Source organism: Neobacillus bataviensis LMG 21833 (assembly GCF_000307875.1).
In the GTDB taxonomy this organism is placed as follows: Bacteria; Bacillota; Bacilli; order Bacillales; family Cytobacillaceae; genus Neobacillus; species Neobacillus bataviensis.
On sequence record NZ_AJLS01000148.1, the window covers coordinates 1 to 24723 of the forward strand.

At 41.4% G+C, this 24723-nt stretch carries 21 protein-coding genes and 2 pseudogenes; 2 read left to right on the forward strand and 21 right to left on the reverse strand.

Features of this window, described 5'->3' with window-relative positions; translation table 11 throughout:
* Positions 1-142: 142 nt before the first annotated feature.
* The 16 genes and pseudogenes from BABA_RS28215 to BABA_RS23175 all read right to left on the reverse strand — a co-directional run.
* Positions 143-470: pseudogene (locus BABA_RS28215) on the reverse strand (formyltransferase family protein); the annotation flags it as partial.
* Positions 471-613: 143 nt separating this feature from the next.
* Complete coding sequence (locus BABA_RS23110) at positions 614-1957, reverse strand: (Fe-S)-binding protein (RefSeq protein WP_007087682.1); 1344 nt, start codon at positions 1955-1957, stop codon at positions 614-616.
* The gene (locus BABA_RS23115) at positions 1958-3364 is read right to left on the reverse strand and encodes an FAD-binding oxidoreductase (RefSeq protein WP_007087683.1); all 1407 of its coding nucleotides are present in this window, start codon (positions 3362-3364) and stop codon (positions 1958-1960) included.
* A 108-nt stretch (positions 3365-3472) separates the two neighbouring features.
* A complete protein-coding gene (locus BABA_RS23120) occupies positions 3473-4483 on the reverse strand; it encodes an ornithine cyclodeaminase family protein (protein ID WP_007087684.1) in 1011 nt (336 codons plus the stop codon).
* Positions 4484-4498: 15 nt separating this feature from the next.
* Positions 4499-5071 (reverse strand): annotated as a pseudogene (locus BABA_RS27430) (LamB/YcsF family protein).
* A 2-nt stretch (positions 5072-5073) separates the two neighbouring features.
* Positions 5074-5790, reverse strand: coding sequence for a FadR/GntR family transcriptional regulator (locus BABA_RS23130; protein ID WP_007087687.1), 717 nt, complete (start codon positions 5788-5790; stop codon positions 5074-5076).
* A 77-nt stretch (positions 5791-5867) separates the two neighbouring features.
* Positions 5868-6584, reverse strand: coding sequence for an ABC transporter ATP-binding protein (locus BABA_RS23135; RefSeq protein ID WP_007087688.1), 717 nt, complete (start codon positions 6582-6584; stop codon positions 5868-5870).
* A complete protein-coding gene (locus BABA_RS23140; protein WP_007087689.1) occupies positions 6581-7354 on the reverse strand; it encodes an ABC transporter ATP-binding protein in 774 nt (257 codons plus the stop codon). Before BABA_RS23140 ends, BABA_RS23135 begins: the two co-directional genes overlap by 4 nt.
* Before the next feature lie 26 nt (positions 7355-7380).
* On the reverse strand, positions 7381-8379 hold the full coding sequence (locus BABA_RS23145; protein WP_007087690.1) for a branched-chain amino acid ABC transporter permease: 999 nt from the start codon (positions 8377-8379) through the stop codon (positions 7381-7383).
* A 3-nt stretch (positions 8380-8382) separates the two neighbouring features.
* The gene (locus tag BABA_RS23150; protein ID WP_007087691.1) at positions 8383-9285 is read right to left on the reverse strand and encodes a branched-chain amino acid ABC transporter permease; all 903 of its coding nucleotides are present in this window, start codon (positions 9283-9285) and stop codon (positions 8383-8385) included.
* Positions 9286-9370: 85 nt separating this feature from the next.
* The gene (locus tag BABA_RS23155; RefSeq protein WP_007087692.1) at positions 9371-10552 is read right to left on the reverse strand and encodes a branched-chain amino acid ABC transporter substrate-binding protein; all 1182 of its coding nucleotides are present in this window, start codon (positions 10550-10552) and stop codon (positions 9371-9373) included.
* A gap of 144 nt (positions 10553-10696) precedes the next feature.
* Positions 10697-11482, reverse strand: a complete 786-nt coding sequence (locus BABA_RS23160; RefSeq protein WP_007087693.1) for an SDR family NAD(P)-dependent oxidoreductase — start codon at positions 11480-11482, stop codon at positions 10697-10699.
* 43 nt (positions 11483-11525) lie between these two features.
* Entirely contained in the window at positions 11526-11795 is a 270-nt protein-coding gene (locus BABA_RS28555; RefSeq protein WP_007087694.1) for a thiamine pyrophosphate protein, read from the reverse strand.
* A 281-nt stretch (positions 11796-12076) separates the two neighbouring features.
* Positions 12077-13417, reverse strand: coding sequence for a flavin monoamine oxidase family protein (locus BABA_RS23165; protein ID WP_007087695.1), 1341 nt, complete (start codon positions 13415-13417; stop codon positions 12077-12079).
* Between the two features lie 53 nt (positions 13418-13470).
* Positions 13471-14898 carry an amino acid permease gene (locus BABA_RS23170; protein WP_007087696.1) on the reverse strand — a complete coding sequence of 476 codons (1428 nt, stop codon included), beginning with the start codon at positions 14896-14898 and terminating at the stop codon, positions 13471-13473.
* 92 nt (positions 14899-14990) lie between these two features.
* Positions 14991-16088, reverse strand: coding sequence for an aromatic ring-hydroxylating oxygenase subunit alpha (locus BABA_RS23175; RefSeq protein WP_007087697.1), 1098 nt, complete (start codon positions 16086-16088; stop codon positions 14991-14993).
* 385 nt (positions 16089-16473) lie between these two features.
* Between BABA_RS23175 and BABA_RS23180 the strand changes: the two genes are divergently transcribed.
* Positions 16474-17700 carry a CdaR family transcriptional regulator gene (locus tag BABA_RS23180; protein WP_235749789.1) on the forward strand — a complete coding sequence of 409 codons (1227 nt, stop codon included), beginning with the start codon at positions 16474-16476 and terminating at the stop codon, positions 17698-17700.
* 84 nt (positions 17701-17784) lie between these two features.
* Here BABA_RS23180 and BABA_RS23185 read toward each other — a convergent pair whose 3' ends face one another.
* Positions 17785-18576 (reverse strand): aspartate/glutamate racemase family protein, encoded by a 792-nt coding sequence (locus BABA_RS23185; protein WP_007087699.1) that lies wholly within the window; start codon positions 18574-18576, stop codon positions 17785-17787.
* A gap of 74 nt (positions 18577-18650) precedes the next feature.
* Positions 18651-19817, reverse strand: coding sequence for an NAD(P)/FAD-dependent oxidoreductase (locus BABA_RS23190; RefSeq protein ID WP_007087700.1), 1167 nt, complete (start codon positions 19815-19817; stop codon positions 18651-18653).
* Between the two features lie 193 nt (positions 19818-20010).
* Between BABA_RS23190 and BABA_RS23195 the strand changes: the two genes are divergently transcribed.
* Positions 20011-21270 (forward strand): CdaR family transcriptional regulator, encoded by a 1260-nt coding sequence (locus BABA_RS23195; RefSeq protein ID WP_007087701.1) that lies wholly within the window; start codon positions 20011-20013, stop codon positions 21268-21270.
* Positions 21271-21313: 43 nt separating this feature from the next.
* Here the strand turns inward: BABA_RS23195 and BABA_RS23200 are convergent, their stop codons facing one another.
* Genes BABA_RS23200 through BABA_RS23210 form a run of 3 tightly spaced genes read right to left on the reverse strand, consistent with a single transcriptional unit; the run spans position 21314 to position 24613 of the window.
* Positions 21314-22393, reverse strand: coding sequence for a tartrate dehydrogenase (locus tag BABA_RS23200; RefSeq protein ID WP_007087702.1), 1080 nt, complete (start codon positions 22391-22393; stop codon positions 21314-21316).
* 10 nt (positions 22394-22403) lie between these two features.
* Positions 22404-23399 (reverse strand): hydroxyacid dehydrogenase, encoded by a 996-nt coding sequence (locus BABA_RS23205; protein WP_007087703.1) that lies wholly within the window; start codon positions 23397-23399, stop codon positions 22404-22406.
* Positions 23400-23419: 20 nt separating this feature from the next.
* Complete coding sequence (locus tag BABA_RS23210; protein WP_007087704.1) at positions 23420-24613, reverse strand: thiolase family protein; 1194 nt, start codon at positions 24611-24613, stop codon at positions 23420-23422.
* Between the last annotated feature and the right edge of the window lie 110 nt (positions 24614-24723).

The window sequence follows — 24723 nt, forward strand, 5'->3', positions numbered from 1 at the left end:
GTTTCATTTACCGTTTTGCAAAAAATATGCTCATTCGGTTAATGGAAACTCGTTTCATTTACCGTTTTACCAAAGAATAAGCTCATTCGGTTAATGTAGGTCAGTTTCATTTACCGTTTTACAAAAAAATATGCTAGTTCAGTTAATGGAAGCACGGTTCATTGACTGACTGAAGGTACCCTTCCGTTAAGAAACGATCGTTTTTTTTTTGATGGACAATAATTCGGTCTTCTATATGCCATTTTACTGCCCTTGCCAATACGCTTCGTTCAATCGAACGGCCTATTTTTTTAAGGGTACCGACATCAGAACGGTGATCAACTCGAGCAATGTCCTGTTCGATAATGGGCCTTCGTCTAAATCGCTCGTCACAAAATGAGCGGTTGCGCCAATTATTTTCACATCGCGTTCGTAGGCACGTTCATACGGTCTTGCACAATAAACGCAGGTAAGAGGGAGTGGTGAATATTTTGATCTTTTCTAAACGAGTTCATAGTATTAAATCCCTTTCCAATAAATAATGAAACCCCTTATACATTAGACCAGCTTGATTTGTTAATAACTTCCATAAAATTATTAAAAAGCAACCGGATGGCTTTTCTTTCATTGACCACTATTGAATGGCACATGCTTCAGCCAATATTTCAACAAGATGCAAAACATCTGTGTCTTTCGCTAAATGACTTCTTTCTACACCCATTTTCATTTGTAACAGGCACCCAGGGTTGGAGGTTACGATTACTTTCGCCTTCGTCTCAGTTACATTTTTCATCTTATGATCTAATATTTCCATAGATTCATCAAAATGAAGGAGATTGTAGATGCCGCCTGAACCACAGCAATCACCGCCCCCTTGCATTTCGACAAAGTTGATGCCGGGGATTGAACGAAGAAGCTCTCTAGGTTCACTCCTAACACCTTGAACATTACGTAAATGGCACGAATCTTGGTAGGTAACCATTTTATTCACCTCTTTTTTAAAAGGCAAAGGCCCTAGTTCAACGAGAACCTCTGAAATATCGCGTGACCTCATAACAAATGTGCTTGCTCTTTTTAGCATTTCTGCATCATCCTTGTATAACTCATTATATTCACGAAGCATCGCGCCGCAGCCGCCTGCATTATTAATAAAATAAACTGCACCGGTTGCTTCGAATGACTCGATATTAGCGCGGGCCAATTCTCTAGCTTCATTCATCATTCCCTGATGTGCGTGCAAAGCCCCGCAGCAATTTTGCTGTTTTGGGATAACTACCTCGCATCCGACATATTGAAGCAATTCAATCGTCAACCGATTCGTCCTCGACATAACTGCATCCATTATACATCCTGGGAAAAAGGCAACCTTCATTTTTTTCGTGCCTTTCGCCGGATAGATCTTCCCAAATTTATATCTTTTTAGAGGTGATTCAATTTTGGGAAGTTTTTTTTCGAATTGTCCCATCGGCTCGGAAAGTTTATTCATTACTTCCATTTTCTGAACTAGTTTATTTATCTGCGTTTTTTGATAAAGCCAAATTGCATTTCCTACCAGCCTGAGCCGCTTTTTATGAGGAAAAAGATGACGAAGAACCACATTTTGGATTGGGTACCCCTTCTTACCACTCGCAATCCGTTCATCTAATTGCTGAATTGCCATCACCTCTTTGGCAGATTCATAAATTTTTCCATAAGGGACATTTACCGGGCAGACGACTTCACACGCACGGCAGCCGAGGCATAAATCAATCGAGGTTGCCAAATCCGTCCGCACATCGATTTTTCCCTCTGCCGCGACCTTAACAAGATTGATTCTACCTCTAGGCGAGTGGGATTCTTTCCCCATCGTTTGAAAAGTTGGGCAAACAGGAAGACAATAGCCGCACTGAATACACATATTCGCGGCCTCGTATGATAAATCATATAACTTGGTGGCATACTTATTATCTTCTTGGATATTAGAAAGGAGTTTCTCCATCTAGATTAATACCACCCTTGTTTGCTCAGGTTTGGGAAAAATTTTTCCCGGATTCAGAATATGGTTTGGGTCCCATGCCTCTTTAATAAGTTTCATAAAGCGGAGCCCTTCTTTCCCCAATTCCATCTCCATATAAGGAGCCTTTAACAAGCCAATTCCATGTTCTCCAGACAACGTTCCGCCCAGTTCAACCGCTGCTTCAAAAATCTCACTGATTGCCGCTTCGGCTCGTTTCATTTCCTCGATATTACGTTTATCCGTAATGATATTCGGATGAAGATTTCCATCACCGGCATGGCCGAAGACAACGAGATTTAACTGATATTTTTCACGAATGGCATGGAGCCGCTCAATCATTTTCGGAATTTGGCTGCGAGGCACGGTCGCATCCTCGGAAATTTTTGTTGGCCCCATTTTGGCAATCGCCGGAGAAACCATTTTTCGCGCATGCCAAATTTTATCTCTTTCGGTATCATCCTCAGCAACGAGTATATCGGAGGCATTTTCCTTCCTGCAAATCTCGGCGCATTTTTTGATTTCATCTTCAATTGCCGCTGCATGCCCATCCACTTCAATGATCACAATAGCTTCGGCATCAAGAGGGAGGCCGCTTTTCGTATAATTCTCTACCGCCTGAATGCAGGCATGATCCATTAATTCCATTGCACTCGGTAAAATGCCGGAGGATAAAATGTTGGTGATTGCATGCCCCGAATCAATTAATCTACCAAATGAAGCTAATAGGGTTTTTCTGGCCTGTGGTTTAGGGATGAGACGCAAAACGGCCTCGGTCACAATCCCCAGCGTACCTTCAGAGCCCACTATTAATCTTGTTAAGTCATATCCGGTGACATTTTTCACCGTCTTTCCACCAGTTCGGATTATTTCTCCCGTTGGTGTAACAACTTCTAAACCAATCACATATTCCTTAGTCGTCCCATATTTCAATCCTTTAGGTCCACTGGAATTCTCAAGCAAGTTACCCCCAATGGTTGAAACATGGGAACTGCTGGGATCAGGTGGATAAAATAAGTCACCTTCCTCCGCTAGTTTGTGAATATCCCCCGTGATGACACTTGGCGAAACAATGGCAAGTAAATTTTCCTGATCTATGATCAGTTTCTTTGGAAATTGCGACATATCCAGAACAATCCCGCCTTCTACAGGAAGTGGACCCCCGCTTAAAGAAGTAGCTGCGCCCCTTGGATAGATGGGGATTCTGTGTTCATTTGCTAGTTTTAAAATCGAGGAAATTTCTTCTTTGGTTTGAGGCTGGATAACAAGATCAGGCAAATATTCCCCAAAGGAAGCGTCAAAACTATATGAATATCGGTCAGCCAATTGCGTCAAAATACGCTGCTCGGGGATAATGGATTGAATGGTCTGAATGATGGCTTTAACATCCATTTTTATCACTCCATGTGATTTTTTTTAAAAAAATAGCGGGTGAACCACTATCTTCACCCGTCACAGATTCGAATAAGAATACTCCAATTATTTCCTGTTTCACCCATACTAGGCTTCTATCGTATCTAAACTCCAGGCGGAACCCAGCTCTACGTGCTGCCCAATTCCTTCTTTAAGGGCCTTCTCGTAAAAATATTTGGCAACAACAATATCGGCTGCGGCAAAGCCAACAGATTTAAATATCGTAACCTCGCTCTCGTTTTCCCTTCCTGCTGCCCGGTTGCTAATAATCTCACCTAATTCGGCATGAATCCGATCCGCGCTAAATTTCCCTTCTTGGATGGGAATTTGTAAATCTCCTGCCTCCTTGACAGTGGCGTCTCTTGATTCCACTACTATTTTTTGCGCCTGTGAAATCACACACGTTGGTAGCTCGCGCATCGTGGGTTGGTAGGAACCGATGGCATTAATATGTACTCCTGGCGCCGCCCCACTAGTAAAAACTGGCGTGTTTGAACTTGTGGAAGTGACAATAATATCGGCACCATCAATCGCTTCGTCGGCGTTTTCATATACAGAAACAGAAACTGGAAATAATCTTTCAATATGGGCGGCAAACTCTAACGCTTTCTGTTTACTGCGATTATTTATTTGCACCTTTTCAATATCCCGTACCGCCAAAATAGCCTGCAATTGTCCCAATGCTTGTTCCCCAGTCCCAATCATACTTAGTACCTTAGAATCCGGCCGTGCCAAATACTTTGTAGCCGCACCTGATAATGCCCCGGTTCTCATCACAGTTAAATAAGAGGCTTCTAATAACGCCACCGGTTCTCCAGTTTCAATATCCATGAATAAAACAACCCCATTAATGACCTTTTTGCCTATTTTTCGATTATTTGGAAATGTACTTACATATTTCATTCCCAAACAGCCGACTTCCTCGGCGCTCGCAGGCATAAAAATGGCATTTCCGCCGGATTTGGTTACGGGAAGAATCGTTCGTAATGGCGTGTTTGTCCGTGACGCCGAATACTCCTCCAACCCTGTGGAAACTGCTTCGATCACCTCAGACATATTTAACATATTTTGTAGGTCGCTGCTACTTAGTATTAACATTGATTCCCTCCTGGTTTAACGAAATTTTTTATACAAATTCCTTATTGAGTAAAAGGCTCCGAATGCATTTTTTACCGTGTAGGAATAAAATTTGTGCTGAACTTTTTCAACGGCTGCCTTGTGGACTTCTGTCCCTTCAATCACAAACAATTTCGCCTCCGGGAGGACAAGGGATACCGCCTCTACCACAGATTCTGCAACATTACGATTTACATATGACATGCTCCCCATGCTTCCATGTGACTTAACATGCTGAATGTCAACCTTATGTTTCCGGCAAAATGCCTATAGCGCACCAATTTGTTAGATAATATAGTTACCTAAATCTCTCTTACTGATATCCATGTCCCTTCGGCCAAACCCATGAAGATCCGGATACCCCATGTGAACCCCTACACCTACCCCAAATTCTTATGCCATAGCTACTGTTTGATCCATCACATTTGGATCGCCTGCGTGAAAACCACAGGCTATGTTAGCGGAAGTGATAAATTTAATAACTTCTTCATCCATCCCTAATTTATAGGCACCAAAACTTTCACCCATGTCACAATTTAAATCGATAAATTTCATTCCTTCAGCCTCCATACTCAAATACTAGGTACCTTGGAATCTAACAAGTATCTATTTTTCGCATTGACAATGTGAGTCCGCATGGCCTTTTCAGCCCTTTCCGTATCCTGCTGTTCAATGGCTTGGTAAATTTCAAAGTGTTCCGATAATACAGTTTGGCTCCTACCGTCCTTAATACTTCTGCTTCGCAAATGTTGCACTCCTAGTAAAAAAGTATCTGAAAAAAGCTTCACCGTATCGAGGAGAGTTGTATTTTGTGCGGCTGTGACGACCGCTATATGGAATTCATAGTCCTCTACAGCGGCTATTTGATTCAGAGCATAGGCACTCTTCATTTTTTCATAGGCAATTTTTATTGCTTTCAATTCGGAGGCTGTCCGTCGGCTGGCGGCCAAGTAGGCACCCTGCCCCTCAAGCACTTCCCGTACCTCAAGTAGTTCTACAAGGTTTAAACCTTGCTGATTCAGCAGCTCATCCATTCGAGTCGTGAGAATATCGTGGTTATCTTCCTTAAGAAAAATGCCGATACCTTGTAAAATTTCTACCAGCCCAGCTGATTCCATCACACTTACGGCTTCTCTTACGGCATTTCGGGAAACAGTAAGCCGGTCGGCCAATTCTCTTTCTGAAGGAAGCTTATCCCCAGGTTTTAATCCTCCGCTCCGAATGGAGTCTTTAATTTGTTCAATAATTTCTTGATACACCCGCTTTTTTTGGATTGGTTTTAAATCCACCTTCACACCTCCTTGAAAAATTATATTTATCCCTAAGAGTCTCGGTCTTAAGTTTTTTTGTGATCGCCCCGCGGAAACTAAGCTCCCAGGTAGGCCTTTACAATTTTATCATCATCTCGTAATATATCTGCGCTGTCCTGCATGACAATCTCGCCGGTTTCAATAATGTAGCCCCTGCTTGCAAGCTTCAACGCAGCCTTGGCGTTTTGTTCAATGAGCAAAATGGTCATTCCTTGTTTATTAATTTCGCGAATAATTCTCATAATCCCTTCGACAATGATTGGTGCAAGTCCCATTGACGGTTCATCTAGCATTAGTAGCTTTGGCTCAGCCATTAGGCCTCTGCTAATGGCTAACATTTGCTGCTCACCGCCGCTCAATGTACCAGCTAATTGCACTTGGCGCTCTTTCAGGCGCGGGAACAAATCAAACGCACGCGTAATTCCCTCCTGAATAAATTTTTTATCCTTCCGTTTCGTATACCCGCCAATCTCCAGGTTTTCGAGTACTGTCAGGCCACCAAAAATCCTCCGGCCTTCCGGAACGTGAACAATACCTGACTCGACAATCTTGTGGGGAAACTCCCCGACAATGCTTTTCCCTTCGAACTCAAGTGTTCCGCTTTTTGGGACAACTAATCCGCTTATAGTCTTTAAAGTTGTACTTTTTCCGGCACCATTACTGCCTAAAAGTGCAACAATTTCACCCTGATTGACCTCTAATGAGATACCTTTTAAGGCATGAATTTTTCCATAATACGAATGAATTTGATCCAGTTTTAATAATGCGCTCAACTTGCATCCTCATCCTTTCCAAGATACGCCTCGATCACCTTCGGATTTCGCAAGACCTCTTCCGGTGTCCCCTCTGCAATTTTTTGACCATAGTCAATTACGATAACTTTTTCCGAGATTTTTTTAATTAAGCCCATATCATGGTCAATGATTAAAATCGATAATTTATATTTATCACGTATGCGTAAAATTAAATCGATTAATTGTTCTTTCTCCTCATGATTGAGACCAGCAGCCGGTTCATCTAGTAAAAGAAATTTAGGGTTCGTAGCCAAAGCCCTAGCAATCTCTAAATAACGCTGCACCCCGTAAGGCAAATTTTTAGCAGCACGGTTGGCATATTTCCGAATTCCGACGAAATCGATACACTCAAACGCCACCTGTTCAATATGTGCTTCTTCTTCCTTTTGGGACTTTGTTTTGAGAATCGCTCCTAAAAGCAGCTGTTTTGAACGGCAGTGCATTCCAGACTTCACATTATCTAGCACCGAGAGATCGGGAAATAAGCGCAGGTTCTGAAACGTTCGAGCCAGCCCCAGTTTGGTGATCTTACTGGGTTTTTGATTATTTAAACTCTCTCCATCTAAAGAAATGGCTCCCTTAGTCGGACGATAGAATCCTGTAATCATGTTAAAAACTGACGTTTTCCCCGCACCGTTTGGTCCAATCACACTTACGATTGAACTAGAATCAATGGTAAAGGATAAATCATTCACGGCGACGAGGCCGCCAAACTGAAGTGTTAAATTTTCTACTTGTAATTTCGCCATTATGACACCTCTTTTCAATCTACAATTTAAGGATTCCCTTCGATATCTAATTCCTTTTTCATCTGTATAGGTAGGGGCGGACTTTCCGTTCCATCATCAATATCAGGTTCTGCCTCATGCTTAGCTGGCCAAATCCCCTGCGGACGGAATAACATCATGACAATCATCACGATACCGAATATCAAGTACCGCCAATCTGAAACATCTCTTAGGAATTCCGGAAGCATAATGACGATGATCGCGCCAATCGTTACACCCGTCACACTACCGATTCCACCTAGAACAACCGCTAACAGAATCATGATAGATTGCAAGACTTTAAAACTATTAGGGGACACAGCGCCCATCTTCACTGCAAAGAAGGAACCCGCTAAACCACCAATAATCGCGCCGGTCGTAAACGCGAGAAGCTTCATTTTTACACGGTCTACTCCCATTGCCTCGGCAGCATCTTCATCCTCACGAATATAAGTCCATGCCCTACCGACCCGTGATTTTCCCAACCGAGTGGTAACAAAGATGGTTAACACAGCAAGTACTAGGATCAAATAATAAAAATGGCTTGGTTCCGATAAAATAAACCCACCGAAATTCGGATTTGGAATTCCAAAAATCCCGGTTGCAGTTCCCGTAATTTTTAAATTTGTCGCTGTAATTCGGATAATTTCACCAAATCCCAATGTGACGACCGCTAAGTAGTCACTACGGAGCCTGAGCGTTGGGGCTCCAATTAGGACACCACAGACCGCAGATAGACACGCAGCAACAGGTAATGTCAATAAAAACGGCCAATCAAATGCGGTCATCAATATTCCGGTTGTATAGGCACCGATGGCAAAAAATGCAGCATAGCCTAAATCAAGTAAACCCGCATACCCTGCAACAATATTAAGACCTTGCGCTAGAATAATATATATTAAGGCCAGGATACCGACATCTAACCAATAATTATCTGATAAAAATGGAAACACAAGAGCCAAAAGGAATAGGACGATTACGATAGACTTTTTTGAAATTTTTTTCATCCGTTACATCCTTTCCGTCACTTGTTTGCCTAAAATTCCAGTAGGTTTAAAAATTAAGAATAAGATGAGGATGCTAAACGCCAATACGTCCTTCCAGGCGCCACCCATAAACATGGTTCCAAATGTTTCTAATATGCCAAGCATAAATCCACCAAGCATTGCCCCTTTAATATTGCCGATTCCACCCAATACTGCTGCAGTAAACGCCTTCAGACCCATAATAAATCCCATCATGAAGTTGATCGTTCCATAATAAACAGCCGACATAATGCCTGCTGATGCTGCTAAAGCAGTACCAATGAAAAAGGTAATTGCTATTACGCGGTAAATATTAACCCCCATTAAACTAGTAGCTGTTTGATCCATGGAGATGGCACGCATGGCCTTACCAATTGCGGTGCCATGAATAAATTTTTGCAGCGCGAACATCAGAGCCGCTGCGACCAAAACTAAAATGATTTGTGAATAAGTAAGATTGGCGCCTAAAAGAGTAAACCCTGTTGTTGGCAGTTTAACAGGATAACTGACGTAATTTGGACCCCAGGCAACCATGGAGCCATATTCTAGGGCGAGTCCAACCCCAAGGGCCGTAATCAAAAGAGACAAGCGCGGAGCATTCAACAAAGGGCGGTAGGCGACGCGTTCAACACCCATTCCAACCAAACCAACCACTACGATTGTGATGAAAAAAACGACTCCAATTCCTAGCAAGCTTGAACCGATGGAACCGCCCGTCAAAAAGGATAAACCCGTATATCCCAAAAAGGCTCCAAACATATAAAAATCTCCGTGGGCAAAATTTAACAGCCGGATGATGCCGTAAACCATTGTATAGCCGAGCGCGATTAAACTATAAAAAGCGCCTAGAACAAGACCGTCTCCTATTGTTTGGATAATGATATCCATTCCTTTCACCACTTTCCTATTAATCTATAAAACCAGCCCCCTTGGCCATTACTTGCAACAAAGGGGACTGCCCAATTCCATTCGCCTACTTATCCTCAAGGACAATGCTGCCATCCTTGATTTTAATTAATATATATTTACCATTATCTTTTGTTCCATCTTCCTTGAAGCTATAGGTCTCACCAAAGGCAGGGAAATCTTTCGTGTCTTTAATCGCCTGGATAATCGCTTTATGATCGGTTGCACTCTTGGCGCGTTTGATGACATCTGCAGCCAGACGGATGCCATCGTATTGTAGGTGACCAAACGTTAACGGATTCGATTTGTAAGTACTCTTGTATTCTTCAAGGAATGCCTTTGCTTCAGGTGTATCAACATATTGAAGAGTTACGGTTTGTGAGAAAATGACGCCTTCTGCATTTTCCTTACCGGCAATGTCCATGAAAGGTTCGGCCGGATTTCCATCACCGGCCACGAATAAACCGGATACCCCTTTTTGTTTAAATTGCTTGACCAATAATCCGCCTGAATTATAAAAGCCAGTAAAATAAGTAGCATCAGGATTAAGTGTTTTTAGCTTTGTTGCTAATGCGCCAAAGTCTTTTTCTTCCGGATTAATGGCTTCAAACGCCACAACCTTACCGCCATTTTTCTCATGAAGTTCCTTCGTGATGTCGGCAAGATCCCGCGCGTAATCAGAGTTATCATGCACGAGGGCAATTTTTTTAATATCCTTCTTCTTGAAGTATTCAGCAACCTCTTTACCTTGATCAAAAACCATACTATTAATGAGGAAAAGGTTGTTATATCCTTGTTGTGGCAGTTGAGGAGAGTTTGCCCCAACCAGGATGGCAGGCATTCCCGCTTTATTAAACGTTCCGCTTGCCGGAAGAGCAGCCGATGAGCAATATGTGCCGACCACTATGCTTACTTTTTCTTGAATCAGCTTATTAGCAGCAGTAACCGCTTGCTGAGGGTCACAGGCATCATCTTGGATCACTAATTTTAATTTCTTTCCATCAATTCCACCCGCATCATTGATATGTTTCTCAGCCAATTCTGCACCATTTACCATATCCTTTCCCTCTGCTGCACTTGCACCAGTGGTTGGAGCCATCACACCAATTTTGATGACGTCACTATCCCCGCCTTTTGCGTCACCCTTAGAACTGCTTTCCCCCTCAGTCTTTGCATTACAAGCGCTCAAAAATAATGACAGCATCAACATGGCCACTACAAATAGTGGAAACTTAAAATTTTTTCCCATCCATCGATTCCCCTTTTCTGATTGTAATTGTTTTTTTAAAACTGCTGCTTGCAAAATTTCATTTGTTGAAGGAAAACCTCCCTTCCCTGCTAATTTTGGAGGTATGAGTTCTCTAAGGGGCATTTCTATTCAATAAAAAACTGATTAATCAAACATGAGAGGGCGTGCAAGCTTGACGAAGGCAGCGCCGTCAACCATTAACGAATGGCCGCTAATATAACTCGCCTCGTCTGACATGAGAAACAGACAGGCGTTTGCAATGTCCTCCCCGGTACTTATTCGTCCGAGAGGCTGGAATTTTAGCGTTTCTTGAAAGGCCTCGTCCGGGTCAGGAAGGTTTTTAAATGTTTCATATAACATTGGCGTATCCACTGTACTTGGGCAAACAGCGTTTACGCGAATATTCATTTTTCCGCAATCTAGTGCCATTTGCCTCGTTAATGCGGTCATCCCGCCTTTCGATGCGGCATAAGCAGCCAGGCGCGTAATCGTACGATAGGCATGCCAGGAAGCAATATTCACAATCGCACCGCCTCCACGTTTTTCTATCTCGGGGATGGCGTATTTTGAACAAAGGAAGGTACCGGTTAAATTTACATTCATAACCCTATTCCATTCCTCAAGCGTTGTTTCAACAACAGATTTTCGCATCGTCGCAGCAGCGTTATTGACCAAAACATCGATCCCGCCAAACTGCTGAATGGCTTGGTCCATTAAATGGATGACGTCCTGTTCTCTGCTTACATCCGCCTTCACAAACACGGCGTCGATTCCGTCTGATTTTAGACAATCAAGTGCCTTTTCCCCAGTTTCTTCATTAATATCAGCAATCACCACCTTGGCTCCATGTTCACCTGCCTTCCTGGCAATCGCTTCCCCAATTCCTTGACTTCCTCCAGTAATAATCGAGACTTTATCTTTTAAACGCATCCATTTATCTCCAATCAATTTTTTTAAAAACCGCCGTTTCAAGTTAATCTTGTTTGGGGGTAGAGTACTCTATGTATTGTTCATGCAATGTACTTACCAATTGTATTCTGGTTGGATTGTTGTTCGCTTCGATGTTGGGTAACAAATGTTTAAGAAATTCGTTTATATCTGCAGCAATTGCTAAGGAAGGAGTATGAACTTTGCCAATTTCGTCGGGGCTTATATCTACATGTATGAGATTGGCAGTGTCTGTTAAAAGAGTATATTCCTGTGTTGTGATTTGTGAGAATCTAGTACCTAGACCAAGAACCATTATCCGACTGTTTGATATAATCTAACCAATAGGATAACAGCTTTTCCACCGTTACACTTCATCAAAGCCTCCTCTCTTGTATCCGCTTTCATTTACATTCTATCAACTGGTAGGTCCACCGGCTGACTGGATAATGTTACTATATCGCAGCCCATACCAGCTGTCAACAGAAAATTATAAATATTCTAAATAGTATTTTCCCCCACTTACCAGCATTTGCCATTATCTTTGAACGAAAAAAAGCGTTCCCTTTTCGAGAACACTTCAAAGAATGAATTCATTTACCCTTTATGGGTTGAAATCGGCCGTTTAAAATTGACTTCCACCGTAAGAAACTTATGAACTTTTCTGCTTACAGTTAGCCCATTTTCGATAGCTCCGTCAATAAAGCCAGCCCATCCATTTGCATAGGTAGTCCCTGCTAAAAAGACAGCATTTTCAGGTGTATTCCATTCTTGATGATAAGCGGTTAACTGATTGGGCTTCAGCATGGGCCATGTTTCCTTTGAAAATTCATCATTCACCCAGTCATGACCGGTGCTTTCGATTACTTGTAGATCTGGAATCCAGTGTCTTAATGCTTTTTCAACTCCAACTCTATCCTCAGGGTTCAACATCTCGGCACTTGGGCCAAATCCGACGACAATGCTGTCTCCTTCGAAGTAACGATCCAAATGAACAGAATTTAATGGATACCAGCCAGGAGCCAACGCATCAAAAGGTTCCACTTTGCCTTTAACTCGTGCCCAAACCTTCACCCCTTTTGAGGTTTGGCCTTCTTTGGAGGAAGCTTGTTTTTCTAAAGATAAGGCTGGATTAAATTCAATCCCCTGCAGCGTGGTTAGCGGTACAGTTACAATAACAGCATTTCCTATGAAGGTATTACCGTCCTCGGCAATGACCTTTACAGAATTATCGTTGTGTTCTATTCTCTTCACAACAGTTGAAAGATATATATCTGCTGCTGCATCGGTAGCAATTGCCTCTATTAATGCTTTAGTGCCCTTTTTTATTCGGAAGCTAGAGACCATCGCACTATGGGTATCCCAGTTCCCTTGTGAGAAGGCCCACCAGCGGAAGATTTGCGTCACCGCCCCCTGATCCGGATCACCGCAGTAGTCAGAAGCAATCCAGCCGTGTAAGATATCATATTCTTCCTTTGTTAAGCCAAAATCTTTAATAAATTGATCAGCCGTTACTCCATCCAATTCTCTAAAACTATCAGCATTTAAAGGCTGATAAGGTAACGGCATGTGCTTATTGCTTTGACTCATTAATTTTTCAACAGTCGCTCTAAGTTTATCTTTAAATTCGGTAACTGGTGCTGAATGGGTCTTATCCTCCGCAATCCAATATACCTTTTCCGAACTTGGACCTGAAGTGAGCTCTAATCCATATCGCGTAATCTCTGTCCAAACATGCGGCTGATGCCAATGGACATAGGTGCCGCCCATTTCAAGTTCAGAACCTAGACGATGATCCAGCCAGGTACGCCCGCCAAGCCGGTCACGTGCTTCTAAAATTAAGACATTGTGACCTAAGAGCCGAAGTTCTCTTGCAGCGGTTAATCCTGAAAAACCGGCTCCAACAATGATGACGTCATAATTCTTTGAAATACTCATGATCTTCCCCCCATTTTATCAATACCTGTATCTAGCAGTAACGGAATATATTTCTAGGCCTCTTCCGCTTCAACCTTTGGTGAAGGCGTTTCCAATGGAAGCGTTACATTTTTGCGCTTAAATTTAAAATAATAATATAAGTAACATGCGACTATAAAGCCAAAACCCCAATAGAGTGATGTCCGCTGCGTTTCATCAAAAGCAGTAAAGGCAAAGATACATAAACACATCACGATACAAAGAATCGGCACAAATGGATAGAGGGGAACTTTGTATTTAAGATCCTCAACCTTGCCGCCATTTTTAATGTATTGCCTCCGGAAACCGATTTGGGCAACGGCAATTGCCAGCCATGTCAGGGTTCCGCCAATCCCGCTAATGGCGAGTAAGACGACAAATAATGTATCTTCAGCTACAACACTCGTCAGGAGGGAAATCAAGGCAAAACCTAAAGTGATTAATAAAGCGTTTTGAGGCACACCCCGCTTGTTCACCTTTCCAAATAACTTAGGTGCCATCCCTGTTTCGGAAAGTGAAAATAAAATACGTGTACAGGCAAATAATCCTGTATTACCAACGGAAAGGATGGCTGTCAAAATAACAAAATTCATGATATCCGCTGCAAATGGAATCCCTACCATATCAAAAACAGTAACAAACGGACTTTCTAGGACGCCAGCCTTTTTATAAGGAACTAGTGCAGATAGGACAAAAATCGCTAAAACATAGAAGATTAGAATTCGGAAAACAATGGTTCTAATCGCTTTAGGAATATTTTTTTCCGGTTCTTCTGTTTCACCTGCTGCTACACCCATGATTTCTGACCCCTGGAAAGCATAGATCACCGTCATCATTGAAATGAATACACCCACCATACCGGCAGGGAACAATCCATCACCGACAAAATTGCCTAAATATGGGGTTGGTTCACTTTCAAGACTAATGACTCCGAACACCGCCCCGAGTCCGACAATGATAAACAGAATGACAGCAAATACTTTAATTCCAGCAAACCAGTACTCTGTTTCGGCAAAAGCCTTGGTTGTAAGTGAATTAATTGAAAATAGTAAAATAACGAAAATAGCACACCAGATCCAGGTAGGAACATCAGGAAACCATCTTTTCATGAGCAGCCCTGCTGCTACAAATTCAAGTCCTACGTATAATGCCCAGCTCAACCAATAAATCCAGCCGACAACAAACCCTGTAGCCGGACCGATAAACTTAGTTGCATGGGCTTGGAACGAACCGGAGACCGGCATCACAACCGACAATTCTCCTAAACAGACCATGGCTAAATACATGAGTAATCCGCCAACCAGATACGCTAATATTGCCCCGGCTGGACCTGCCTCACCAATGGCATAACCGGAACCTAAGAATAGCCCAGTTCCTATGATTCCCCCTAAAGACATCATAAACAAGTGTCTGCTTTTCATTGTTCGTTTTAATTTGTGCTGGCTTTCCTGTTGTACTGACATTCACTTCACCTATCTTTCCTTCAATATATAATTCCACCGGAAAGCGCTTACACCTAAAGTGGAACTCTATAGAGATAGATTAATTCTATCTCTTATAAAGCAGCGGATGGGTCTTTCTTGGGCAGCGGCAGAACGTGTTCTAAATCTTGTTGCAAGAGTAAATGAAATTGATGAACTAAATTTTCCGTGAGCGAGAATCTACCTTGTTTATAAGCCTTCGTTTCTAAACCTTTTTGAACAACCTCACAAATATCGAGATCCTCTTTCCTGACTAAATCATCTATGGATAGTAATGCTTCCTCTTCCTTTGTCATTTCATCTGTCATGAAGAATGTTGTATATACATATTTTGTTGTTTTATGATCAATCGGAATAGACTGATGGATTGATAGGTTCGCAGGGCCCGGATCAAAGGAGAACCATGTATTTGGATAAAGCCAGTAATATCTGCCCCCTTGCCCCAAACCAAAATCACTTGTCATTCCTTTAAGAGGTGTCCCCTGATAGGAGTAGTAATCATACATGGACATTTCATATTGTTTCATATCAAGTGTTGAAACTAGCGTTTTATGCACAATTGAACAATGATCGCATTCCAGATAATTGTCTATACCTACCTTCCAATTGGAGTGGCAGATGGTTTCTTTTACACGAATTCTTTTTAACTTGCTTAAATCATATTTTTCGACATGTTGAAATAAATCAGGAAATTGAATGGCCATCGAAGGAGCATCAGGGTCTAAATTCACAAAGATAAAAGATTGAATGATTTCTAATTGAATAGTTTTCAAACAGAAGTCTTGATTGTCAAAATGGTCGCAGCCCCCCATATTGGGTGCTCTTAAAAGGGAGCCATCGGTACGAAACGTCCATGCATGATACGGACATGTAAATACAGACTTGTTTCCTTCTCCTTCTACTAATTTTGCAGCCCGGTGGGTACAAACATTATAAAAGGCACGAATTTCCCCATCCTGTCCGCGGCTAATGATAATTGGACGATCAGCTACTTCCGTCGTAATGAAATCACCCGGCTTATTAAACTGACTAATATGTCCAACGTACTGCCAAGTTTTACAAAAAATTTCTTTTTTTTCAACCTCTAGCACCTCAGGCGTTGTATATAGCCAAGATGGTAGAGTATGGGCTTCACTTAGGTTTTCACTTACTCTTACTTCCTCGTTTTTCAAATGATAAACCTCCTTTATATTCCTAAATTAACAATAAATAAACTTTTCTCGGGTTGAGATAATTGTAAATTATTAATTTTCTGAATCATATGTTTACTTTATACAAAAAAATAGATACAGTCTAATCAATTTTTGTTTTTTTTCACTAAAATGCTGCAAACTTTTAGCCTATCACGTGAATTTCCTATTCATTTTGTTCATTATTCCCATATGTTTTTGTTATTTCCTTTACTATTTTGTTTAAAATTCACAGTATTTAAGTTGTAACAAATAGTAATTTTTCAGAATCATTGTACAACTTACTAAAAATCGCTACAATGGTACCTGAAAGAGATATTCTTAAACTAATAGTTTCCTTAGATAGAATCATTAAGGGAAGGGGCAGATGAAAATGAAAATTCTTGAGCATATAGCCCAAGATATCATTGAAAAAACAAGTGAAATAATAAAATATCCCATTAGCATTACAGACAATGAAGGTATTATCATTGGCTCTACTGATAAAAGCCGGATAGGCATTTTCCATCAGCCATCACTTGAAGTGATCAAGAAAAATGTCATCGTCGATTGCAAAAGTGAAATCGAAAAAAGAATCCTTCCTGGAGTCTCCGCCCCTCTAAAATTTAATAATAATGTCATTGGGGTGCTTGGTATCGTCGGGGAACCAAGAGAGGTCGAAAACTATGTTCAACTTGTTAAAAATCAAGTCGAAATGATGTGCCAGGAGGCCTTCCGCAAGGAAATGGTGGAGTTAAAGGAAAAAATGGTGGAGATGTTTGTTCACCAAATAATCCATTACACTGAAAATGAGGATGATCGGAATGGTCAAATTCTACAATCCGCAAAGTTACTTGAATTTGACCTACATACGAATCGCGTCTGCCTGTTAATTGATATTAAAAATTTTTCCGAAACACTATCAGCAAAAAAAACAACCGACGATTTATTTGGAAGCTTTCCTTTACAATATTTTCAACGGGAGGTTTTAAGTTTTTTACAGTTAATTTTTCAAGAGAATAAAGATGATTTCATTTCATTTTTGAGTCTTGAAAGATTTATTGTGATCAAATCTCTCCCCTATCCACGTTCATTTACGGTTTTAATTGAAAGCTTGAATGAAAAGCTTCAGAAAATTAATAACTTCCTTGAGAGTAAATACCGCCTTACAGCCTGCATTGCAGCCGGTGATGTCAGTTCTAGTCTGAGCGGTATAACAGAATCCTATCATAACGCAGTTAAAGCAATGAACATCGGGATGCGATTTGACCCAGAAACTCACATCCATCTTTATAATGAACGCGAAACGCTATTCAGGCTGCTGCCAAAGGAACTGACTTCCAATTATCAAAATAAACTATTGAAGCTCATTGCTCCTTTAATCCAACAAGACAACTACGAAATATTGGCATCAACTTTTATTGGATTCTGTAAATATAATATGAATTTAAGTGAAGCATCAAGAAACATGTATATCCATCGGAACACCATTATTTACAGACTTGAAAAGATCAGTGAAATTACCTCCCTTCAAACAAGCAGCTTTGAACATTGTATGCTTCTTTATACCGCAATCCAGTGTTACGAGGAATTGAAAGCAGAACCCGCTATATAAGCGGGTTTTTTCTTTTTAAAAATTTTAGTTTGTTAGATGATCGGATGTGTCTTTTTTACGATAATTCGTTCCTCAAATTAAAATTTAGAACAACCCATAATACGGCTTTTGACTTGTCGCGTGATGAACCCAGTTAATCATGGTAATAAAATCGTATACTGGCAGCTTTACTGCCCTTTGAACATCGACTGCATACGGTGGCATATCGCTGCACTCCAATAGGATCGCTCCAAGATCGGGGTTTTCTCTCTTCAGTCTGACTGCTGCCTCCACAACCTCCTGTCGAACCATTTCATTATCAAATGTTCCCCTATTTTCAATGATGGCTGAAAATTCAGGTTCCCGGCTTAAATCAGCAATGGCCATTTGACTTGGATCAGTAATACCGCAGCTTTTATATAGGCCATCACTAAGGCCATCCGCATAGGCAGTTAAGACACCAATCTTTTTCCCTGGTTTTAGGCCAGTATGGATCCAAGGAACCTGAACCATGCTTGACAGGTATACGGGAATATCAACAGCCTCAGCGACCTTATCCTGGAAATTCCCAAAAAAACCACAAGCTCCGCAAATAGCCCTAGCCCCTTCTGCCTCAAGCTCTTTGGCGGCTTGAATAATAGTCTTCAACAAGGAAGGATCCCCATCTAGAAGCTGTTCTGTCCGGCAATCCGGTACGACTTTTAATCGAACGGGAAAGTTGTATGTTTCCAGGTTAGCCACATTCCCGGGAATGACAGGATACCAGCAGGCGTCTAAATAAAGAATCCCAACTGAATATCCAGTGACATATTGTCCTTTTTTCTGTATAACCATCTTTTCCTTTTTTTCCGGGTGGATATAATTATATTCGATAGCACTATTCGACTTTGCTGACAATGCCCCTCATCCCCTTTTAAAAACAGTATGTTCGGAAGACTTTTCACGCCCTCCGAACATATTGTTTCCTTATTTTAGTAAATGGCATCTTCGACAATTAATTGTTTTTCGGCAAAACGTTCTACCCTTAGGGGTGTTAAATCAAGCGTTTCATATTTGCCGGTACGGATGAGCTCGGAGAGACACTTCCCTACTGCAGGTGCCTGCTGCATTCCATGTCCACTGAATCCAAATGCCACAAAGTACCCCTTCATGGTTGGATATTCCCCTAATATGGCATTATGATCTTCCGTGTTAAAATCATACAGGCCTGTCCAGCCGCGTTCAATTTTTGCATTTTCAAAGTTTTGAATCCGGTTGGCAAGGACTGGCCAAATATTTTCAATAAATGCCGACCTCCGCCATTTAAAGTTAATTCCTGGCGCAATTTCCTCCGCGTAACCCGAGATGAACTTCTCTCCTTCATGGCGGAAATAAACCCCCGTGGGATCCATCGTTAATGGAAGATACTTTTGCAATGGTTTTTCAATATCAAATTGGAAGATTTGTCTCGGAAGTGGAACAACAGGGAGCGGCAGGCCGGCTTTCTCACTCAATATCGATGCCCACGCACCGGCACAGTTAACGACAATTGGAGCAAAATATTCTTGGCCATCAGCCATTCTTACGCCCTTAATTTGATCTTGGTTGGTAAGCAGGCAGTCAACTTCATCATAAACATATTCTGCACCTAATTTTTTGGCATTCTTAATATATCCTTGCATAACCGAATAGGGATCCAAATAGCCACTTTCTGCGCAAAATAGTCCACCGGCGATGTCTTCGATATTCAATTCGGGAATAATGTTTAAAAGATCATTCTTTTGCAACAGCTGGGAATTGATACCGTTTTCATTTTGCAGCTTTAAATGCCTTTCAAAATTCGGCATCATTTCATCCATTGCGAGGAACAGATAGCCCCTTTGCTTAAAGTCGATTTCGACCTCTTCACCATCAATCGCCATTGCTTTTGAGAAGTCCTTGTAAATTTGCAGACTATATTTACTTAACTGCATATTGATAACAGTTGTGTAAAGTTGCCTAAATCCACCGGCACTCCTTGGAGTTGAAGCAAATTCATAAAGTCCGTCTTTTTCAAAAATAATAATTCTTCCACTAAACCCATCATGTAGTAAATGGTAAGCAATACTGGAGCCGATAATCCCTCCACCGATAATGATAATATCTGCCTTATTTGCCATTGGTACCCCACCCTTCTAGTAACTATTCCTATATTACTAATGTACTAATTTTACTTATAGGAAGCTATGTGCATTTTTAACAGTAAAATTAGTATTTTGAATTATTTTAATAGTCAATTTCCACAAGGATTTTTACTACCTTTTAGAGAAGTTATATAATTAGCAGATTTATATTGCAAAGGGGTGTAGACATTTGGTCTTTTTAGAGGATATTTCCCAAGCTATTGTTGAAAATACGACCAAAATTATCGGGTACCCAATAAGCATTACGGATGAAAAAGGGTATATTATAGGATCAAATGATGTAAACCGTTTAGGCAGCTTTCATAAAGCCTCGATAGAAGTATTAAAAAGGAAAGAAACGATTTGCTATGAAATTGAGGATGTAAAGGATGTTGAGAATGTTTTACCTGGAATAGCGACACCAATAATGATGAATAATGAGCCCGTCGGTGTTCTTGGTATTGTTGGGAATCCGCTAGAGGTGAAAAAGTATGCTCAGCTCGTCAAGAGCCATGTGGAATTGATGTGCCATGAGTATTTGAAAAAAGAAATGAGGAATCTTGAATCAAAAACGCTTGATAATTTACTTCATTACCTGTTAAATTCGGAAAAGCTGGATGATCCTGGACAAATTATTAGGTATGGAAAAATGCTCGGCTATAACCTCGATAGTAATGTTAACCGTGTCTGCCTTCTAATTGAAATGGATCTGTTGTCAGACCAATTTTCCGAAGGACAACATCAAATTCCTGACAAATATTCCTGGCAATTTTTACAGAACAATATAATCGATATTTTCCGCTATTATTTAATCGATAATAAGGAAGACTTACTCTCCCTATTAACACTTGATCAATTTATATTAATCAAAACAGTGGACACCGCTGAGCCACTTGACCAATATATCAATAGAATAAAGCATAATATTGACAGGACCATTCAATATTTACGTACTAAATATCATTTTACCATCAGAATTGCTATGGGAAGTGTAAAGGATGGGATTAAAGGGATTAAAGGGTCTTATGAGGATTCACTAAAAGCATTAACAGCCGGAAAAAAAACAACCATTACCCCTGAAATCTACTATTACAATGATTGGAATATTATCCTAGAGGTAATTGGAGATGAATTGACCCCGTACATTACGGAGCGTCTATCGGAAAAAATGGGTAAGTTTTTTGGCCACTATAACTTCAATACACTAGCTAGCACCTTCATGACTTATTGCCGTTGCAATATGAATATAAGTGAAACAGCAAGAATCTTATTTCTCCATCGGAATTCCTTGGTTTACCGGCTGGAAAAAATTAGCGAGCTGACATCCTTGGATATTACTAACTTTGAGCATTGTCTACTTTTATACTTTGCCATTAAAAAATCCGGCTTTAAGGATAAACCCTTAAAAACAGCAGATCATAATGAACCTATCGAAACGATCTCAACATAGATCAAATCTAATAAAAGCGGCAAGAATGCCGCTTTTATTTATTTTAACCCAAACGAGCCCTTAGTTTTTCGCAAATGTAATCCCCAACCTGCTCCGTCGTTGAATGACCGCCAAGGTCTGGTGTGAGAACCTCCTTCTCCTGCAAGACATCCTCCATTGCATCTATTATTGCTTTGGCCGATTCCGGTTGTCCTAAATGGTCAAGCATCATACTTGTACACCAAATCGAGGCCAACGGATTGGCAATCCCCTTTCCGGCAATATCTGGTGCCGAGCCATGGACTGGCTCGAACATGGATGGATACTTCTTTTCCGGATTTATATTAGCTGAAGGTGCTATGCCGAGCCCGCCAACAATGGCCGCCCCAAGATCCGTTAAAATATCACCAAACAGGTTTGATGCAACCACAACATCCATCGTCTCCGGCTTGCTGACAAAAAAAGCAGCAAGTGCATCGATATGAACCGTATCATGGGAAATTCCGGGATATTCATGGCTGATTTTCTCCACATATTCATCCCAAAACGGCATGGTGTGATTAATCCCATTTGATTTTGTTGCGGCTGTTACATGCCCTCTCTTTCCCTGCTTCTGGGCAACATTAAAGGCGTACCTTAGGACTCTTTCTACTCCTTTTCGAGTAAAAACACTATTCTGGATGGCCATATCCATATCGGTTCCTTCATACATCCGACCACCGATACTAGAATACTCGCCTTCATTATTTTCGCGAATCACTATAAAGTCGAGATCCTTAGAAGTTTTGCCTGCTAGAGGGGACTGAATACCCTTTAATAGTTTAACAGGACGTAAATTAATATATTGTTCAAATTGTCTTCTAATCGGTAATAGCAAACCCCATAGCGACACATGGTCAGGAACACCAGGATAACCGACTGCTCCAAGGAAGATAGAATCGAAATTTTTCAAGATTTCCAATCCATCGTCCGGCATCATTTTTCCATGTTTTGCATAATATTCACAGCTCCAGTCAAATTCGGTAAATGAAAAAGAATATCCGCCGTGAATATTGCTAATTGTTTCTAATACTTTTCTCCCTTCACGAACGACATCAACGCCAATTCCGTCGCCGGGTAGTAAGGCTATAGAGTATTTTTCCATGGTTGTACTCCTATTCTAATATTTTCGATTTTAACACTTCTGGATTGCCAATATGATCCGGTAATTTTCCTTCCAGGACTTTGATGATATTTTCCGAAACAGTTGTTGACATAATATAATTACATTCCACAGTCGTTCCGCCGACATGTGGTGTTACAATTACGTTCGGCAATGATAAAAGTGGAAGATCTTTTGCAGGCGGTTCTGGATCGAATACATCTAGCCCTGCCCCCGCAATCAGTCCCTCTTTCAACGCCTTATATAAGTCCTCTTGATTTACGACCGCGCCACGGGCCGTATTGATTAAATACGCAGATGGCTTCATGATCGAGAAAAACTTCTGATTAATAGAATATCTCGTTTGGTCGTTTAATGGAATATGGAGCGAGATAAAGTCGGATTCACGAAATACCTCTTCCATATTTGTGTTAATATGAACCCCAATTTCATGGGCGATTTGATGTTTTTCCTGTTTATACTCCCTGACCCATGCGGTCACGTCCATTTCTAAGCCAAGCTTCAGTCGTTTTGCCACCTCTTGGGCAATATTCCCAAACCCGATTAACCCCACCTTTTTTCCCTTTAACTCGTTGCTAGCAATAGTAACGCGGGAATCATAGTTTCCATTTTTCATATTTTCATGAAAGGAAATCAAGGATTTACCAAGCGCCATAATGAGCGTGACAGCATGTTCAGCAGTAGACACCTTGTTGACCGATGGTGCATGAAGAACAGGGATTCCTTTTTCCGTCGCATAGGCAACATCTATATTATCAAGGCCGACCCCAGCCCCGGAGATTACTTTTAACCCGGGATTCGCGTCAATGACTTCTCTCGTTATTTTGGCAGGAGCCCTTAGCACGATCCCATCCATGCCTTTTACGGCTTCACATAAATGTGGGATATCGCAGCGGTCTGTCTGAATGACTTCAGCCCCCGCGCGAAGAACCTTTTCCCCTTCCGGATGATACATCGGAAAGATTTGTAATATTCGTGGTTTGCTCATACCTTTTCCCTCCAGAACATCTATACCCTTAGGTTTTCAACAATTGTAGCAATTCCTTGACCGCCGCCAATACAGGCGGTGATTAAACCATAACGGGCACCGCGGCGTTCCATCTCATTCATTAATTTTACCGTTAAAATTGCACCAGTTCCCCCAATTGGATGCCCTAATGCGATTGCACCGCCATTAACATTCACTTTTTTTCGATCGAGGTTTAATTCTTTGATACAGGCTAGCGCTTGAGCGGCAAATGCCTCGTTCAGTTCAATTAAATCGATATCTTCCAATGTTAATCTGGCTTGCTTAAGGGCTTTCAATGTAGCGGATACCGGTCCAATACCCATGATTTCAGGTGCTACCCCAACAGTAGCTTGTGAGACTATACGAAGACGAGGTGTGATTTCTCGTTGCAAGGCTTCTTCTTCAGACATGATCACAAGGGCAGCCGCACCATCATTTCTTCCGCTTGCATTTCCAGCTGTAACCGTTCCACCCTGTTTGAAAACAGCCTTTAGAGCCGCCAGCTTGTCAAGACTTGTTAAACGAGGGTGTTCATCCGTATCAAAAAGGATTTTCTCTTTTCTTACTTTTATCTCGTATGGAATAATTTCATCTTTGAATTTCCCTGAAGCAATCGCATCTGCCGCTTTTTTCTGGCTATCAAAGGCAAATTCATCTTGTTCTTCACGGCTGATGTTGTATTTTTCTGCAAGATTTTCAGCTGTTAAGCCCATTGTTAAATTTCCGTACACTTCAATAGGCTGCGCCCTTGGTTGGCTTTCAGTATTCGGGTCGACAATTTCAGCGTTCCCGGCGCCGTATCCATACCTTGCCTTTCTTAAATAATAAGGTGCAGTGCTCATACTCTCAGCACCGCCTGCAAGTACAATGTCAGAAAGCCCGCACATGATCTGCTGTGCTGCATTATTAATGGCCTGCAGACCGGAACCGCATTGACGGTGGACTGTATAGCCGGGTACCTCTATTGGCAGTTCGGCCCGAAGTGCCGCCAGCCGCGCCAAGTTAGGCACATCTGAACTTTGCTTTGCATGCCCCCAAACCACTTCATCGATTTCTGCGCCACTAATGTTACTTCTCTTTAATGCTTCACGCATCACTTTTTCTGATAAAAAGTCCGCTTCTACATCCTTTAGTGTTCCGCCCATCCTGCCGATAGCTGTCCGAACACCATCCACAATGACTACATTCTTCATACCTGACCCACCATTCCTGTTAATTTAGTAATAATATTGACTTTGAGAATTGTCCAGCTCCAGTGCCCTAGCGGCTAGAGTCCTTCGCTCTCCGCCCTACGATAAGTCAA